Source organism: Flavobacterium suzhouense (assembly GCF_042684765.1).
Lineage (GTDB): Bacteria > Bacteroidota > Bacteroidia > Flavobacteriales > Flavobacteriaceae > Flavobacterium > Flavobacterium suzhouense.
Genome location: NZ_JBHUMD010000005.1, coordinates 311,118 through 326,661, shown reverse-complemented (window position 1 = coordinate 326,661; position 15,544 = coordinate 311,118). Strand labels below are relative to the sequence as shown.

Here is a 15,544-nt window from a genome sequence, read left to right as displayed (position 1 = left end):
CTAACGACTATTAACTTTTATCCACAACAAATGAAAAAAATTATTTTATTCCTTACCATGTCGCTTATGGTTCTTCCGGTAAGAGCTGACGAGGGAATGTGGTTTTTGATGTTCATTGAGCGTCTTAATCACAGGGATATGCAGAAAATGGGGCTTCAGTTAACAACTGAAGAGATTTACAGCATTAACAACCATAGCTTAAAAGATGCTATCGTTCAGTTTAACGGCGGCTGTACAGCTGAGATCATCTCTAAAGACGGACTTGTTCTTACAAACCACCACTGCGGTTATGAGGCAATCGCTGAACTTTCTACTCCTGAAGCTAACTGGCTTAAAAATGGTTTCTGGGCTGCTAACCATGCAGGGGAGCTAAAGCCAAAAAGCCTTTCAGTTCGTTTCTTCGTAAGAATGGACGATGCTACCAAAAGGATATTAGGAAAACTTAATCCTAATATGACTGAGGCAGAAAGAGAGAAAGCTATCCAACAGGAAAGTGCTGCTATCGAAAAAGAAAACAGTGAGAACGGTAAATATGTAGTTTCTGTTCGTTCTTTCTTCCAGGGTAATGAATTCTATTATTTTGTTTACCAGGATTATAACGATGTTCGTCTTGTAGGTACCCCTCCTGAGAGCATTGGTAAATTTGGTGGAGATACAGACAACTGGGAGTGGCCTCGTCACACAGGTGATTTCTCAATGTTCCGTGTATATGCAGATGCTAACGGTAACCCAGCTGAATACTCTGAGAAAAACGTTCCTCTAAAACCTAAACACTACCTACCTGTAAGTTTAAAAGGTGTTCAGGAGAACGACTTTGCAATGATCCTTGGATACCCGGGCCGTACTAACCGCTGGATGCCGGCTGGTGGTATCGAGCAGAATGTTAAGTATGCTTACCCTGCCTGGGTTGAGTCATCTAAACTTGGTATGGACAAAATGAAGGTGCATATGGACAAAGACCAGAAAGTACGTCTTAACTATGCATCTAAATATGCTCAGGTTGCAAACTACTGGAAAAACCGCCAGGGTATGATCGATGCGCTTACAAAGCACAAAACAGCTGCTACTAAAGCTAAAAACGAAGCTGATTTCAATAAATGGGCTAACAAAGCTGAGAACAAAGCTAAGTATGGTGATGTAATCACTACTATTAACGGTTACTATGCTAAAACAAACGAGAAAGCGCGTCATGATAACTACCTTGTAGGTATGCTTAGAACAAGTGCTTTTGCAGCTACACCAGCAGGTTTAGGTCGTGGACTTGAGCAGTATGCTAACTCTAATGAATCTGGAAGAGCGGCAATGAAAGGTGATCTTGATGCTTATATCGAAGAAGTATACGGTACAATGTACCTGCCTATAGAGAAAGATGTACTTGCAGCGCAGCTTAATCTTTACGCTACTAAATCAACAGGATACGAAATTGCTCCGCTTGTTGCTAAAATTGGCAAAGAGAACAATTATAACTACACTGCTTATGTAAATAATGCATTTGACAATAGTATCTTTGGAACTAAAGAAAAACTTGAAGCATGGTTGGCAAATCCAAGTGTTGAAACACTTAAAAATGACCCGCTTTACCTTCTTTCATCTGATTTGATGACTAAATACAGAGCTAAATCTGAAGAGCAGCAAAAACTTGATGCTGATTTCTCTAAATCATTCCGTTTACTTGTAGAAGGTCTTAGAGTTGCTAATCCGGATGTTAAATATTATCCTGATGCTAACAGCACACTACGTTTAACTTACGGTAAAGTACGTTCGCTTCCTAAAGATAAGAGAAACGATGCCAAGAAAAACTACTACACTACTATGCAGGGTGAAGTAGCTAAATACAAACCGAATGATGAGGAGTTCGATCTTCCGAAAAGACTTCTTGAGCTTTATGAGAAAAAAGACTTCGGTCAGTATGCTGATAAAGCAGGTTACATGCCGGTAAACTTCCTTACGGATAATGATATTACAGGTGGTAACTCAGGTTCTCCGGTGCTTAACGGTAAAGGTGAGCTTATCGGTCTTGCGTTTGACGGAAACATCGAGGCTATGGCCGGTGACGTTATCTTTGATAAAGACCTGCAAAGGACTATCAACGTTGACATTCGTTATGTACTTTGGGTAATCGACAAATACTCAAATGCTAAACACATTGTTGACGAGATGACAATCGTGAAATAAGTATATAATTACGTTCATATTCATAAGAAATCCGCTTCTCATTGAGAAGCGGATTTTTTTGTTTTTTACAACTATATAATTCTTTCATTTTGGCTACATTTGAAGTCTTAAGAAAATAAAATAATGCGTACACATTTTATAGCAATAGGTGGTGCCGCCATGCACAATCTGGCACTGGCACTTCACTCAAAAGGATATCAGGTAACGGGCAGCGACGATGCTATTTTTGAACCATCACGTTCACGCCTTGAAAAGAAAGGACTGCTTCCGGCAGAAATGGGTTGGTTTCCTGAAAAAATAACGGCTGATATCGAAGCTATAATATTAGGGATGCATGCCAAAGCCGATAACCCCGAATTGCTTAAAGCCCAGGAGTTAGGCCTGAAGATCTATTCATACCCTGAATTTCTGTATGAGCAATCTAAAAATAAGACCCGTGTAGTTATAGGTGGTTCTCATGGAAAGACAACCATTACCAGCATGATACTTCACGTTATGCACTATCATAATATTGATGTTGATTATATGGTGGGTGCCCAACTGGAAGGATTCGATACGATGGTGCACCTGACAGAGGAAAATGATTTTATTGTTCTTGAAGGCGATGAATACCTGTCATCTCCAATGGACAGAAGACCAAAATTCCATTTATACCAACCGAATATCGCTTTAATAAGTGGTATTGCCTGGGATCATATCAATGTGTTCCCTACATACGAGAACTACGTAGACCAGTTTAAGATATTTATCGAGAAAATTACTAATGGGGGTATTTTAGTTTACAACGAGAATGATCCGGAAGTAAAACGTGTTGCGGAAGAAGCTACAAATCCTATCCGTAAACTGGCATACCATACTCCTGAATATACTGTTCAGAATGGGGTAACGCTTCTTGAAACTCCTGAGGGGCCTATGCCTATAGAGGTTTTTGGTGCGCATAACCTTAACAATCTTGCGGGAGCAAAATGGATTTGTCAAAACATGGGCGTGGATGAGGCTGATTTTTATGAGGCTATTGCCAGCTTTAAAGGTGCAAGTAAACGTCTTGAGAAAATTGCTCAGAATGGTAAGAATGTAGCTTATAAAGATTTTGCGCATTCGCCAAGCAAAGTAGCAGCCACCACCAAAGCTGTAAAAGAACAGTATCCTGATAAAACCCTTATTGCCTGTCTGGAGCTTCATACTTACAGCAGCCTTAATGCAGAATTCCTTAAGGAATATGAAGGTGCACTTGATAATGCTGATGTGGCGGTGGTATTCTATTCTCCTGATGCAGTAAAGATAAAACAGCTTGAAGAGGTAACTTATGAGCAGATAGCTAAAGCCTTCAATCGTAAGGATTTGATTATCTATACCAATCCGGATGCTTTTAAGGATTATCTTTATAATCTGAAATATGGTTCTGAGGGGGTTGCCCTCTTGCTGATGAGTTCGGGTAACTATGGAGGACTTAATTTTGATGAAGTAAAGAATCTTATATAGTTGAAATGACTTTTATAAATAGCCTGCTAGTGAAAACTTAGCAGGTTTTTTTATGTTTTAAAACAATAAAATTGTAGGTTTTGCAGTACAATATAAATTTTGAGATCTGGTTATATGCTTATAAATCAAACTTCAATCACTATGAAAAAAATCGTAACACTAATGGCTATTGTCATTGCTTTGTCATCTTGTTCTAATGATGATGACAACAACAAAAAAGAATTCTTTAACCTTAAAGTTGGGAATGAGTGGGTCTATAAAAGATATACTATAAATGGAGATCAGGAAAATTATTCCGGTAAAACAGATACTGTAAAAGTTGTTGGAATTGAAAATATCGATGGAAAAGAATATTTTAAACTAACAAGTACAGATGATCTGTTGGATGGAGAAGCGTTTTTAAGAATTGACAAATCGGATCATCTTATTAATTCTTTAGGGAGGGTTTTACATCCGGGAACCGATAGCAGTTTTACAGAAACACGTCCTGCAAATTTAAATTATGAATTTGGTACTACAACTTATACTTTAAAAGATAAGACTACCATAACGGTAGAGGGGCAAAACTATGAAGTGTTCCCATATTCAGGTTATTTTAATCCTTACCCGGATAAAAATTTGCCTGAGGGAGTAGGGGTTGTAGAGGGGTATTCTCCCCGTATCGGTTTTGTCATTAAAAAGTACAGGTATATATCAACCGCGACAGGTTTCATCGAATACAGACTTGTTTCTTATGATCTGAAATAAAAACAGATGATTTCTTGATTATCTGAAAGTACTAAATGATGTTTCAGATGAATTTTTTACACCCTGCTGGCAGAAAGCTTATTTTTTGTTAGTAGGGTTTTTAGTTGCTTGAAAAATAAAGATTTAGGGTAAGTGTGTCACTTAAAATACCCGATTATGTCACTTTTTTCCCGCGCTTATTTGGACTGTTTTATTAAGAATCAATAAAAAAATGTGCTAATGTTGCCTAAAATTTCAAATAATAAGTTTTAGGTATTCCGGGTTCGCCATTTTTAGATTTTAAAGTTTTTAATTAAAAGTAGTGTAATTTTTTCTTTAGAGGTCTAATAATTTAGGTTTAGCAAGTCATAAAGGCGGCCCGGTTTTTTTAGCATTAACAGGGGCATAAGGCATGATGATAAATTTTGGTAATCCAATCCATCCATCCAACCAATCCAAACCAATAATTGTCTTTTTAGCCCCTGTTTTTTTATTTTTTATATCGGTAGTGTCCGGTAATTTCATAATTAAAAAGTACATCTTCCATTACCTGTCCCGAACCAATATTATGCACGATCATGGGCCTTCCCGATGCTGCTTTTCTGTCTACAACCATTCCAATGTGCACATGTCTGTCGGATAATCTCCAGGTAACGATATCTCCGGGATTATAATCGGCAGTTTTTTGCGTTTTGGGAAGTACTTCTCCAAAACGGGAAAAGAAAACCTGTAAGTTAGGCACGCGTCTGTGGTCTATGTTAGAATCGGTGGATTTTAATCCCCAGGCTTTTGGGTATTTGTCAAAATTCTTTTTCATGTCTTCATGCACTTCTTTTTGTAAATCGATACCCAATTTGCGATAGGAACGAATTACAACATCGGTACAAACGCCTTTGTCTTTAGGAACATCGCCATTAGGGTAAGGAATGGTGAAATAGGTGGGGTCGTATTCTATTGAAGGATTGACTATGGATATTGCCGCGTCTGAAAGTTTTTCATAAAAGTCTTTAGGTTTTGTAGGTTTCAGATTTGTAGTATCAGAGGTGACATTGTTAGTGCATGCTAATAAAAGCACAAATAGTAAGTGTTTCATAGTGAGATTGTTTTGTTTTGAAACGAAAGAAATATCTCATATGGTATAATTTCAACAGTCATTTTCTGTACATTAGTATTTTACATCTTACTATGGAAGAATCTACAGGTAATTTCTCAATTAAATACTGGGCGGAAGACGATCAGCCACGTGAAAAGCTTATGCTTAAGGGAAAGGCAGCCCTAAGTGATGCCGAGCTTATTGCCATACTTATAGGCTCAGGTAGCCGTAATGAAAGTGCGGTTGAACTGAGCAAGCGGATTTTATCTAGTGTAGACAACAGCCTGAACGCATTAGGCAAGCAGAGTTTACAGCAATTAATGAGTTTTAAAGGAATTGGTGAAGCTAAAGCCATAACCATTGCAGCTGCTATGGAGCTGGGACGAAGGAGACGCGATGAAGCCGGAGTTGATTTAAAGCGAATTACTTCAAGTCGTGCTGTATTTGAGATTATGCAGCCTATAATAGGAGAGCTGCCACATGAAGAGTTTTGGGTATTATACCTGAATAACTCGAATAAAGTTACTTATAAGTCGCAATTAAGTAAAGGCGGGATAACCGGTACTGTGGTAGATGTACGTATTTTGTTTAAAACCGCTTTAGAGCAAAATGCTACGGGTATAATTTTAGTGCACAATCATCCTTCGGGCATATTACAGGCGAGTGAACCTGATAAGCAGATAACACGTCAGCTTAAAACGGCAGGGCAGGCTTTAAGTATTAATGTTCTTGATCATGTTATAGTAACCGAAAATGGTTATTTAAGTTTTGCTGATGACGGGATTTTGTAAAATAAACGGTGAGCCTTGGCTCACCGTTACAGTTTAAATGTTTGCTATAAAAGGAGCTTTCCTGATATAGGTAGGGTCGTCAATCTGATCAATGACAAACTTTGCAAGTGATGTCGCGCTGATTGCATCACCCGGACAATCAAGGAGGCTGATGTTTATTTCCGGTTTTTCATCGGTTTGCATAATCATAGGCAAGCGAACCATTGTCCAGTCTAAATCACTTTTAACAAGTAGTTCGTATTCCTGTTGTTTGTTTTTTGTAGTTTCGGGATAATGTGTCATCATCCATCCGGTAGCCATTTTAGATTTCTCGCCTTTGTCGTCTGAAGGAGTGTCGACATTCAATCCGGTAATTACGATGTAACGTTTAATGTTTGCTTCTCCCATAGCCTTAATTATATTAGCGGTGGCAGTTGTAAAGATTGTTGATGGATTTGACGAAGTACCCATGCCCAGCATGCTTATAACAACGTCACAGTCTTTAAGGAGTGATACGACAGTCTCGTAATCACTTACATTGCCTTTCAGAAATTGTTCAGGAGAGAAATTCGAATTTTCAGGATTTCGAACCATTGCTTTAAATTTGATATGCTGCTTTTTGAGCTCTTTTATCAAAAAGCTTCCGGCTTTTCCGGTGCCGCCGATAACGGCAATTTTTATGGTAGGTTTCATATATATACTTTATTAAATAATAATAGATTATTTCTCCGGTAGCTGGAATGCTCCGGAAACTGCAAAAGACCTGCTTTTGCCTATGGTATTATTTTATAAAGCAATCCTGATAGGGCAAATATAGTGTAAATTAAAAAGTAATCTTAATGTAATCAGTATTTTGAATTAAACCTTTCCTATCGTTTTGTTAATTAATTTACAGGGTTATAGTTTATGTTTTAATTTTAAAATAAAAAAATAGCTATGCATAACTACACTATGACCTTTAAATATGATGGGGAGTTTGATTTGCCCGATGAGCCGGAAGTAAGGGATAGGGAGTTGCCTGCGATGGTACTTGAAAAACTTGAAAAACACCAGTTTGAACTTGTCGATTTTAATCTTACTGAAAATTATGACAGGGAACACGCAAAAGTCTATATAAGTGATCCTTACATTCATCGTTCTGTTTTGGAAATTCGCCTGGATTTATCAATGACAGACCTTAAAAGCCGCAAGTCTATTTATGCACGTTGCCTTGATGCTCTTCAGGATGATGAGTTAAATCTTGAACGTGCTTTTGAAAATGATGATAAAGAAAAAGGTATGTTGCAAAGTATTATTGTCTTTGAGATGAGAAATAACCATAATGTTGAGCACAATGCCTAATTGTTAACTTTTTTTATCATTCTCTTTTCGCTAAATTGCAGGTCAATTACAAATTGGCATGATAAGTACAAAAAATATAAACTTCTCTTATGGGCAACGTACAGCATTCAGCTTTCCTGATATAGCCACATCGAGAGGAGAGAGCCTTCTGATAACAGGAGGTTCCGGAAAAGGAAAAACTACACTTTTACACCTTTTAGGCGGTTTGCAAAGACCCCAAAACGGCGATATAATTATAGAGGATACTAATATCGTTACCCTTTCAGAAAAACAACTGGATCATTTCAGAGGAAAAAATATAGGGCTGGTATTGCAGCAATCTTATTTTATTGCTTCACTGGATGTACTGGAAAATGTTGTCCTGGCTTCATGGCTGGCAACGGGTAAACAGGCTGGCGATAAAGCCAGACAGCTTTTAGAACAGCTTGATCTTAAAGAGCATCTTCATAAATTACCATCACAATTAAGTATAGGTCAACAGCAAAGGGTTTCGATTGCCCGTGCACTTATTAATGAGCCCAAACTGTTATTAGCCGACGAACCAACCTCGAGCCTTGACGATGAGAATGCTTTTAAAGTTGCCGATATGCTGGATCATCTTGCAAAGCAGTTTGGAACTGCATTGGTAATTGTAACGCATGATCAAAGGTTAAAAGACCGTTTTCCTAACCAAATCTCTCTGTAATGATCACAAAAATAGCCTGGAAAAATATTTGGTTCAAGCCATTAAATACAGCACTAAGCATTATACTCTTAACAGCCAGTGTTGCAATCATAACCTTGCTGATACTATTGGAGCAGCAATTCGAGAAAAAATTCAATGATAATATTGATGGTGTGGATATGGTGCTCGGTGCACAGGGAAGTCCCTTACAGTTAATATTGTCGTCGGTTTATCAGGTAGATGCTCCTACCGGTAATATTGATTATACTGAAGCAAAAAAATGGATGCACCATCCTTTTGTTAAAAGCGCTATTCCATTAGCTTTTGGAGATAATTACAGAGGGTTTCGTATTGTAGGTACTACGCCGGAATATCTTTCAAAGTACGGAGCTACTGTTTCTAATGGTAAGGTATTCAGTAAAGACTTTGAAGTTGTGGTAGGTAGCGAAATCGCCAAAAAAATGGGGATAAAGGTAGGCGATAAATTCTTTGGCTCTCATGGGGATGCCGAAGAAGGAGAGGTACACGATAGTCATGCCTATGTCGTAACCGGAATAGCTTCGCCTACAGGTAAGGTTGTAGACAATCTTATATTATGTAATATACAAAGTGTCTGGGCGATGCACGATCATGAACATGAAGAAGGGGCAGAAGAGGAACACGACCATGCACACGAGGCTGTTGCTGATACCCATGATCATCATGATCACGCTGAAGAAGCCCATAATCACGATCATGAAGCTCATACTGACGAATCACACAGCCATGATCATGAAAGCCATGTTGGGGAACCCCACGACCATAATCATGAAGAGGCTACTGTAGTTAATGAAGAAGGAAAAGAAATAACAGCCGTATTATTGAAATTCAGAAACAAGAATGCAATTTTTATGTGGCCAAGGATTATTGCCCAAAATACTAAAATGCAGGCAGCTCTTCCGGGTATAGAAATCAACAGGCTGTTTACTTTATTTGGTATTGGGCTTAATGCATTACAGTATCTGGCATATGGTATAATGTTAATATCAGGAATCAGTATTTTTATAGCGTTATTCAATACGCTAAAGGACAGGAAATACGAATTTGCATTATTGCGCGTTAATGGTGCAAGCCGTTTACAGCTTTTATCACTTGTTCTTATAGAAAGCCTTCTTTTATGTGTTACAGGCTATGTGTTTGGAACGATTGTTGGTAGAATAGCATTGGTGTTTATTTCGGGTTCATCGGAGGATGAATTTAAAATGTCATTCAATCCTTTTGAGTTTGTTTGGGAAAAGGAAGGATATTTGTTCCTGCTCACTATCTTTGTAGGGATTTTGGCAGCGGTTATCCCTGCCGTGAAAGCATATAGTTTAAATATTTCAAAAACTCTTGCAAATGCGTAAGACTTATTTATTTTTTGCCCTTATTGTTTCGGGGTTCGTTTTAATGTCACTTGGTACACCTTCAGATACTGCGGTTAACAAACCGAAAGGAGAATCTACCTACATAACCGCGAATGATACACTTACCTGGAAATTGTTAGCTCAGATAAAATACCTTAAAAAGCCAAGCAAAGATTATCCTGAAGGGGTAATGTATCCGGTAATTAACCCTACACTTAAGGCAAAAAACAAAAAGCCCGTTACCATGAGTGGTTTTATCGTGCCTATTGATAATAAGAACTATGCCCTGAGCAAAAATGTTTTTGCTTCGTGTTTCTTTTGTGGAAAAGCAGGACCTGAGACCATCATGGGACTAAAATTTAAAAATCCGAATATTAAGCTTAAGACCGATCAATATGTAACTGTTGAAGGAACTTTCAGATACAACGATACTGATGTTGATGACTGGATTTATCACGTAGATAATGCTGTTATTACAAAAGGTAACTAATGAAGATAACTAATAAGAGGGCTGTTTTTTTTGATCTCGACCATACGTTGTGGGATTTCGAAAAAAACTCTGCGCTTGCTTTTCAGGTTATTTTTGAAGAACTCGATATCAAAGTTTCCCATCAGGAATTTAATAAGCATTATTCACCTATAAATGCTAAATACTGGAAGTTATATCGTGATGGTGAAATAACGCAACAGGAGTTGCGTTATGGGCGCTTAAAAGATACTTTTTTGCTGATCGATTTTACCGCCGATGATATTCTGTTAGAAAGGATTTCACAGCAATACATAAGGCTGCTGCCTGAAAATAACAACCTTTTTGAAGGTGCTGTTGAAGTACTGGACTATCTTAAACCGAAATACAGCCTGCATATCATTACTAATGGTCCTGACGAAGTTCAGGAACGTAAATTGAAAAATGCGAATATTGGGCATTACTTCGATACGATTACAAATTCTGAGTTGGCAGGTTGCAAGAAGCCCCATGCAGGTATTTTTGAATATGCTCTCAAGGCAGCAAATGTCGACAGGAAAGAAAGTATAATGATAGGAGACTGTATTGAGGCCGATGTACAGGGAGCTATTGACTGCGGTATGGAGGCTATTTTTTTTAATGAGCATAATCTTGAAGCTCCTGCTTCAATAATGCAAATCAATCACTTACTTGAAATAAAAAACATTTTATAATTGCTATGAAAAAGACTATACTATTGTTTGTGTTGCTAATGTCAGGAATCGGCTTTGCGCAAAGTATAAATGACTATAAATATGTAGTTGTCCCTGAAAAATTTGAATGGCTTAAAGAGGATAATCAATATAACCTGAATTCATTAACTAAAATGATTTTTGAAAAGTATGGATGGCTGGTTTATCATCCAACTCAAAAGATGCCGGATGAACTTGCCTTGGACAGATGTAAAGCACTATATGCTAACGTAAAAAATGACTCAGGATTACTTAGCACTAAGCTGGTTATTGAGTTGAAAAATTGTGATGGTAAAGTTGTATTTACTTCTGCTGAAGGGACTAGTAAAGAAAAAGCATATCAAAAAGCATATTATCAGGCGCTTCGTGAAGCATCACAGTCAGTAGCCCAACTGGATTATAAATATTCAGGTAAGAATGATAGGCCGGTGAAAGCTGCTGCTTCAGTTCCGGCACATCAACAGGCTGCAACTCCTGAAACGGTAAACAATACTAACCAGCTTTTTGCACAGCCAATAGCTAATGGCTATCAATTGGTAGATAGTACTCCTAAAGTGGTTTTGAAAATATATAAGACATCACAGCAGGATTCATACACTGCTGTATCAGAAACTAAAAATGGGGTAGTGTTCAAAAAAGGTAATGACTGGGTCTTTGAATATTACCAAAATGATAAATTGGTTTCTGAAAAACTAAATATTAAGTTTTAGTTTCAAAGTTTCAAAGTTTCAAAGTTTCAAAGTTTTTTGACTTAGTTTCTCTGCGGCTTTGAAACTTTGCTATTTAATACCCGTACTTCTTCCAGCGGTTTCTTAAAAATTCACGGGTAGAGTTTTCCCTTGAATTATTTCCCGGGTCATAAAAAGCTGTGTTTTTAATTTCATCGGGCAGGAATTCCTGATCGGCAAAATTATTGTCGTAATCGTGTGCGTATTTATATTCATCACCATAGCCTAACTCTTTCATAAGTTTGGTAGGAGCATTGCGCAGATGTAATGGTACCGGTAGGTCTCCTGTTTGTTTTACAATTTGCTGGGCCTTTCCTATGGCCATATAGCTGGCGTTACTTTTAGGGGAAGTAGCGAGGTAAATTGCACATTGACTCAATAGTATTCTCGATTCAGGGTAACCGATGGTTGAGACAGCCTGAAAGGTGTTATTTGCCATTATCAAAGCTGTTGGATTCGCGTTTCCAATATCTTCTGATGCAAGTATAAGCATTCTTCGCGCAATAAACTTCAGGTCTTCGCCACCTTCAATCATTCTTGCCAGCCAATAAACGGCTCCATTGGGGTCGCTACCCCTCATAGATTTTATAAAGGCTGAAATTATGTCATAGTGCTGTTCTCCGGTCTTGTCATACAATACAGTGTTTTTCTGAACAAGCTGCATTACTCTCTCGTTAGTTATCTCAATTATTTCGCCATCGGTAGCATTTATTACCAATTCAAAAATATTCAGGAGTTTACGGCCATCGCCACCCGAAAGACGAAGTAGTGCCTCTGTTTCTTTTAGGTTTATATTTTTGGTTTTCAGGTAGGTATCGGCTTCCATTGCACGATGCAACAGTGCTTCGAGGTCGTCTTTTGTAAAAGCATTGAGGATATATACCTGACAACGGGATAATAAAGCGGGTATAACTTCGAAGCTGGGGTTTTCAGTCGTAGCACCTATAAGTGTAACCCAGCCTTTCTCAACAGCTGCCAAAAGAGAATCCTGCTGTGATTTGCTGAAGCGATGGATCTCATCAATGAATAATATCGGATTCTTAGCGGTAAATAACCCGCCACTTTGTTTGGTTTTGTCAATTACATCACGGATATCTTTTACGCCTGCATTTATGGCGCTTAATACATAAAAAGGGCGGTTACTTTCCTGAGCCATTATCTGCGCCAGAGTTGTTTTTCCGGTGCCGGGAGGTCCCCATAAAATTAATGATGGAATGATACCGCGTGCAATCTGGTGTGTTAACGAGCCGTTTGGCCCTACAAGATGCTGCTGGCTTATATATTCTGATAAATGTTGCGGACGTATGCGTTCTGCCAAAGGTGCTTCCATGTTGTAAAATTACATATTTCGATATTGATGACAATATGCGTTAGCATAAGTTTTATATTTAAAATATGACAAAAGAGCATAGATTTTAGTTTGGATATATTTTTGATTTCAAAGTAGTATGACCGATACAAACGAATTTAAGTTTTCACCTTCCGTTTTTGCCTGGCCGCTCTATTTTGTATTGTTGCTTTGGTTAGTATATTGGGTAGAGGTGAAATACCATATATATCTTAATGATTATGGGATTCTTCCGAGAACCCTGAAAGGATTGAGAGGGATAATGTTAAGTCCTTTTCTTCACGGAAGCCTGGAACATCTTTATAATAATTCGATACCATTACTTGTACTTGTTGCTGCGCTAAGGTATTTTTACAGGCAGTATGCCTTGCAGATAATTGTATATGGCATTTTGCTCTCAGGATTTATTACATGGTTGATAGGCAGGGATTCTTACCATATAGGCGCTAGCGGACTTATATATGTGCTTGTCAGCTTTATCTTTTTTAAAGGAATGCAAACAGGTTACTATCGATTGGTAGCTTTATCGCTTACTATAATTGTACTTTATGGTGGAATGGTATGGTATGTTTTTCCGGGTGAAGACCAAACAATATCCTGGGAAGGCCATTTGGGCGGACTCGTGAGCGGACTGTTGTTTTCAAGAATATATAAAACCCCTGAATATAAGAGACAAATTGTTTATGACTGGCAGCGCCCGGACTTCGACCCCAAAGGAGATCCTTTTATGAAGCGGTTTGATGAGAATGGCAATTTTGTAAACCCACCCAAACCTGAAGATATTGAGGTTGTAGATGCTGAAATACTGTCTCCTTTGCCTTCACAAACTATAAGGATTGTTTATACTTATGTCCCTGTTCAGAATGGTAATGACCAAAAAAAAGAGTCTGATGAACAGACTCTTTAATTAAGTGTTTTTTATTGTCTTTGTCTTACAGCTTCATATAAAAAAGCACCACAAGCCACAGATACATTTAGAGAAGAAATTGTTCCGAACATTGGCAGTTTTACCTTTTCATCTACAATTTTCAGTACTGAAGGATTGATACCTCTGTCTTCTGATCCCATAATTATAGCTACAGGTTCTGTTAAGGCAATGTCATAAATGTTGTTGTCCGTTTTTTCAGTTGCGGCAACGGTTTTTATTCCTGAGCCCTGAAGATGAAAAATAGCATCCTTTATATGCTCCACTTTACAGATAGGAACATTAAATACCGCACCGGCAGAAGTTTTTACTGTGTCTCCATTTACAGGGGCTGAACCCTGCTTTTGAACGATGATGCCATCAACTCCGGTACATTCTGCAGTTCTGATTATAGCACCAAAGTTACGCGCATCGGATAATTGATCTAAAATAAGGAATAGGGGAGTTTTTCCGCTCTCCATTACTTTTTCAATTAATGACTCCAGATTATGGAATGAAATAGGGGCGATGGTAGCAACAGCGCCCTGATGGTTGTTATGGGTTAATCTGTTCAGTTTTTCTACAGGAACGTAGCTAAAGTTAACATTGTTGGCTTTCATGGCCTTCATAAGGTCTTTCATAAGATCTCCCTGCGCATCTTTCTGAATAAATACCTTGTCAATTTCTTTTCCTGCGTGTATGGCTTCTATTATAGCTCTTATACCGAAAATCTGATGTTCTTTTTCCATGGTGCAAAGGTATAAAAAAGAGGATGGCTATTGCCATCCTCGATTGAAATATTGAATATAGAAATTTCTCTTATGGAACTTTGGTTAATGTAGTTGTTCCTGTGTCGCCAAAATCATTAACCCAGGTGTAGGTAATAGTACCATCACCATTCACAACACCATCGATTGTTACGTTAGCCCCAAAAGGATCTGTAAACGAACCGCTCAATGTACCACATACGTCAGTAATATCGCCTTCAACTTCAAATGTTAGTCCATAGATGTCATACCATAGTATGTATAGACCTCCAAAAGCATCAGATAATGTGTAGCTTCCTCCGCCATTGTCAGTTAGTACTATATCATACGGATAATCAGTAATAGGATTTTCATCCGGTGTAGGTCCAGAATCTGTAGAGGCACCACTTGATAAAGCAGTGTAAGTACCACCTAAATCAGAAGGACAAGATACATTGTATGTTTGAGTTACTTTAAATAATGGTGAATTCTGGATGTCAGTACCATAGTTTCTTCCACCTGCGTCGGTCAGCATACTAACAACAGTTCCGTCTTCTAGCGTTAGATCTCCGGTAATTACCAGTTGGTCTCCCAATGAAAAATCTGCGTCTGAATTTAGAGCAGCAAAGGTGTCAATAAGCTGTTGTTTGCTAAGAGTTAAAGTTGTAGGGAAAGTAGTAACATCATTAGCTAATACTACTTTTTCAACTGATCCGTCTGCGGCGAAATAGTAACCTACAACATCCATTGAAGATACTGTTCCCATCCCTATGTCAGCTGTGAAAGAGATTGAAACGTCTTCCCCTTCCTGTATAGCTAATAAGTCAATTATGGGTTGTGAACCTTCAACTTTCTGAATGTCAGGAACAGCACTGGTTTTAAGGTTCAGTTTGCTGTCCCCACCGTCATCATCACACGATAACGCCATGGTTAAAGCGAATAATGAAATAAATATATATTTTAGTTTTTTCATGGCTTTATGTTT

16 protein-coding genes are annotated in these 15,544 nt (G+C 38.1%); 11 read left to right on the top strand and 5 right to left on the bottom strand.

The window, feature by feature from the left end; all coding sequences use genetic code 11:
* Window positions 1-30 precede the first annotated feature (30 nt).
* From ACFSR3_RS04510 to ACFSR3_RS04500, 3 genes are all read left to right on the top strand, one after another.
* Window positions 31-2,175: a S46 family peptidase gene (locus tag ACFSR3_RS04510; RefSeq protein ID WP_379819896.1), complete on the top strand. Its 2,145-nt coding sequence runs from the start codon at window positions 31-33 to the stop codon at window positions 2,173-2,175.
* A gap of 123 nt (window positions 2,176-2,298) precedes the next feature.
* Complete coding sequence (locus tag ACFSR3_RS04505) at window positions 2,299-3,657, top strand: UDP-N-acetylmuramate--L-alanine ligase (RefSeq protein WP_379819895.1); 1,359 nt, start codon at window positions 2,299-2,301, stop codon at window positions 3,655-3,657.
* Window positions 3,658-3,798: 141 nt separating this feature from the next.
* A complete protein-coding gene (locus ACFSR3_RS04500; RefSeq protein WP_379819894.1) occupies window positions 3,799-4,404 on the top strand; it encodes a hypothetical protein in 606 nt (201 codons plus the stop codon).
* Between the two features lie 469 nt (window positions 4,405-4,873).
* Here the strand turns inward: ACFSR3_RS04500 and ACFSR3_RS04495 are convergent, their stop codons facing one another.
* Entirely contained in the window at window positions 4,874-5,476 is a 603-nt protein-coding gene (locus ACFSR3_RS04495) for a DUF1287 domain-containing protein (protein ID WP_379819893.1), read from the bottom strand.
* 92 nt (window positions 5,477-5,568) lie between these two features.
* Between ACFSR3_RS04495 and radC the strand changes: the two genes are divergently transcribed.
* Entirely contained in the window at window positions 5,569-6,267 is a 699-nt protein-coding gene (gene radC / locus ACFSR3_RS04490) for a RadC family protein (RefSeq protein WP_379819892.1), read from the top strand.
* Between the two features lie 33 nt (window positions 6,268-6,300).
* Here the strand turns inward: radC and ACFSR3_RS04485 are convergent, their stop codons facing one another.
* Window positions 6,301-6,939, bottom strand: coding sequence for an NAD(P)-dependent oxidoreductase (locus ACFSR3_RS04485; RefSeq protein WP_379819891.1), 639 nt, complete (start codon window positions 6,937-6,939; stop codon window positions 6,301-6,303).
* 243 nt (window positions 6,940-7,182) lie between these two features.
* On the opposite strand from ACFSR3_RS04485, the gene ACFSR3_RS04480 reads away from it, so the two are divergent.
* From ACFSR3_RS04480 to ACFSR3_RS04455, 6 genes are read left to right on the top strand one after another with little or no spacing between them, the layout of a single operon-like run.
* Window positions 7,183-7,587: a hypothetical protein gene (locus ACFSR3_RS04480; protein ID WP_147278072.1), complete on the top strand. Its 405-nt coding sequence runs from the start codon at window positions 7,183-7,185 to the stop codon at window positions 7,585-7,587.
* Between the two features lie 58 nt (window positions 7,588-7,645).
* Window positions 7,646-8,272, top strand: a complete 627-nt coding sequence (locus ACFSR3_RS04475; RefSeq protein WP_379819890.1) for an ABC transporter ATP-binding protein — start codon at window positions 7,646-7,648, stop codon at window positions 8,270-8,272.
* On the top strand, window positions 8,272-9,636 hold the full coding sequence (locus ACFSR3_RS04470; protein ID WP_379819889.1) for an FtsX-like permease family protein: 1,365 nt from the start codon (window positions 8,272-8,274) through the stop codon (window positions 9,634-9,636). The genes ACFSR3_RS04475 and ACFSR3_RS04470 overlap by 1 nt, the downstream gene beginning before the upstream one ends.
* Window positions 9,629-10,126, top strand: coding sequence for a hypothetical protein (locus tag ACFSR3_RS04465; RefSeq protein ID WP_379819888.1), 498 nt, complete (start codon window positions 9,629-9,631; stop codon window positions 10,124-10,126). The genes ACFSR3_RS04470 and ACFSR3_RS04465 overlap by 8 nt, the downstream gene beginning before the upstream one ends.
* Window positions 10,126-10,815 (top strand): YjjG family noncanonical pyrimidine nucleotidase, encoded by a 690-nt coding sequence (locus tag ACFSR3_RS04460; protein ID WP_379819887.1) that lies wholly within the window; start codon window positions 10,126-10,128, stop codon window positions 10,813-10,815. The genes ACFSR3_RS04465 and ACFSR3_RS04460 overlap by 1 nt, the downstream gene beginning before the upstream one ends.
* A 5-nt stretch (window positions 10,816-10,820) precedes the next feature.
* Window positions 10,821-11,543: a hypothetical protein gene (locus ACFSR3_RS04455; protein ID WP_379819886.1), complete on the top strand. Its 723-nt coding sequence runs from the start codon at window positions 10,821-10,823 to the stop codon at window positions 11,541-11,543.
* A gap of 73 nt (window positions 11,544-11,616) precedes the next feature.
* On the opposite strand, the gene ACFSR3_RS04450 is transcribed toward ACFSR3_RS04455, so the two are convergent.
* A complete protein-coding gene (locus tag ACFSR3_RS04450; RefSeq protein ID WP_379819885.1) occupies window positions 11,617-12,891 on the bottom strand; it encodes a replication-associated recombination protein A in 1,275 nt (424 codons plus the stop codon).
* A 118-nt stretch (window positions 12,892-13,009) separates the two neighbouring features.
* On the opposite strand from ACFSR3_RS04450, the gene ACFSR3_RS04445 reads away from it, so the two are divergent.
* The gene (locus ACFSR3_RS04445; RefSeq protein ID WP_379819884.1) at window positions 13,010-13,816 is read left to right on the top strand and encodes a rhomboid family intramembrane serine protease; all 807 of its coding nucleotides are present in this window, start codon (window positions 13,010-13,012) and stop codon (window positions 13,814-13,816) included.
* A gap of 11 nt (window positions 13,817-13,827) precedes the next feature.
* Here ACFSR3_RS04445 and rlmB read toward each other — a convergent pair whose 3' ends face one another.
* A complete protein-coding gene (gene rlmB, locus ACFSR3_RS04440; protein ID WP_379819883.1) occupies window positions 13,828-14,562 on the bottom strand; it encodes a 23S rRNA (guanosine(2251)-2'-O)-methyltransferase RlmB in 735 nt (244 codons plus the stop codon).
* Window positions 14,563-14,632: 70 nt separating this feature from the next.
* Entirely contained in the window at window positions 14,633-15,532 is a 900-nt protein-coding gene (locus ACFSR3_RS04435; protein WP_379819882.1) for a hypothetical protein, read from the bottom strand.
* Between the last annotated feature and the right edge of the window lie 12 nt (window positions 15,533-15,544).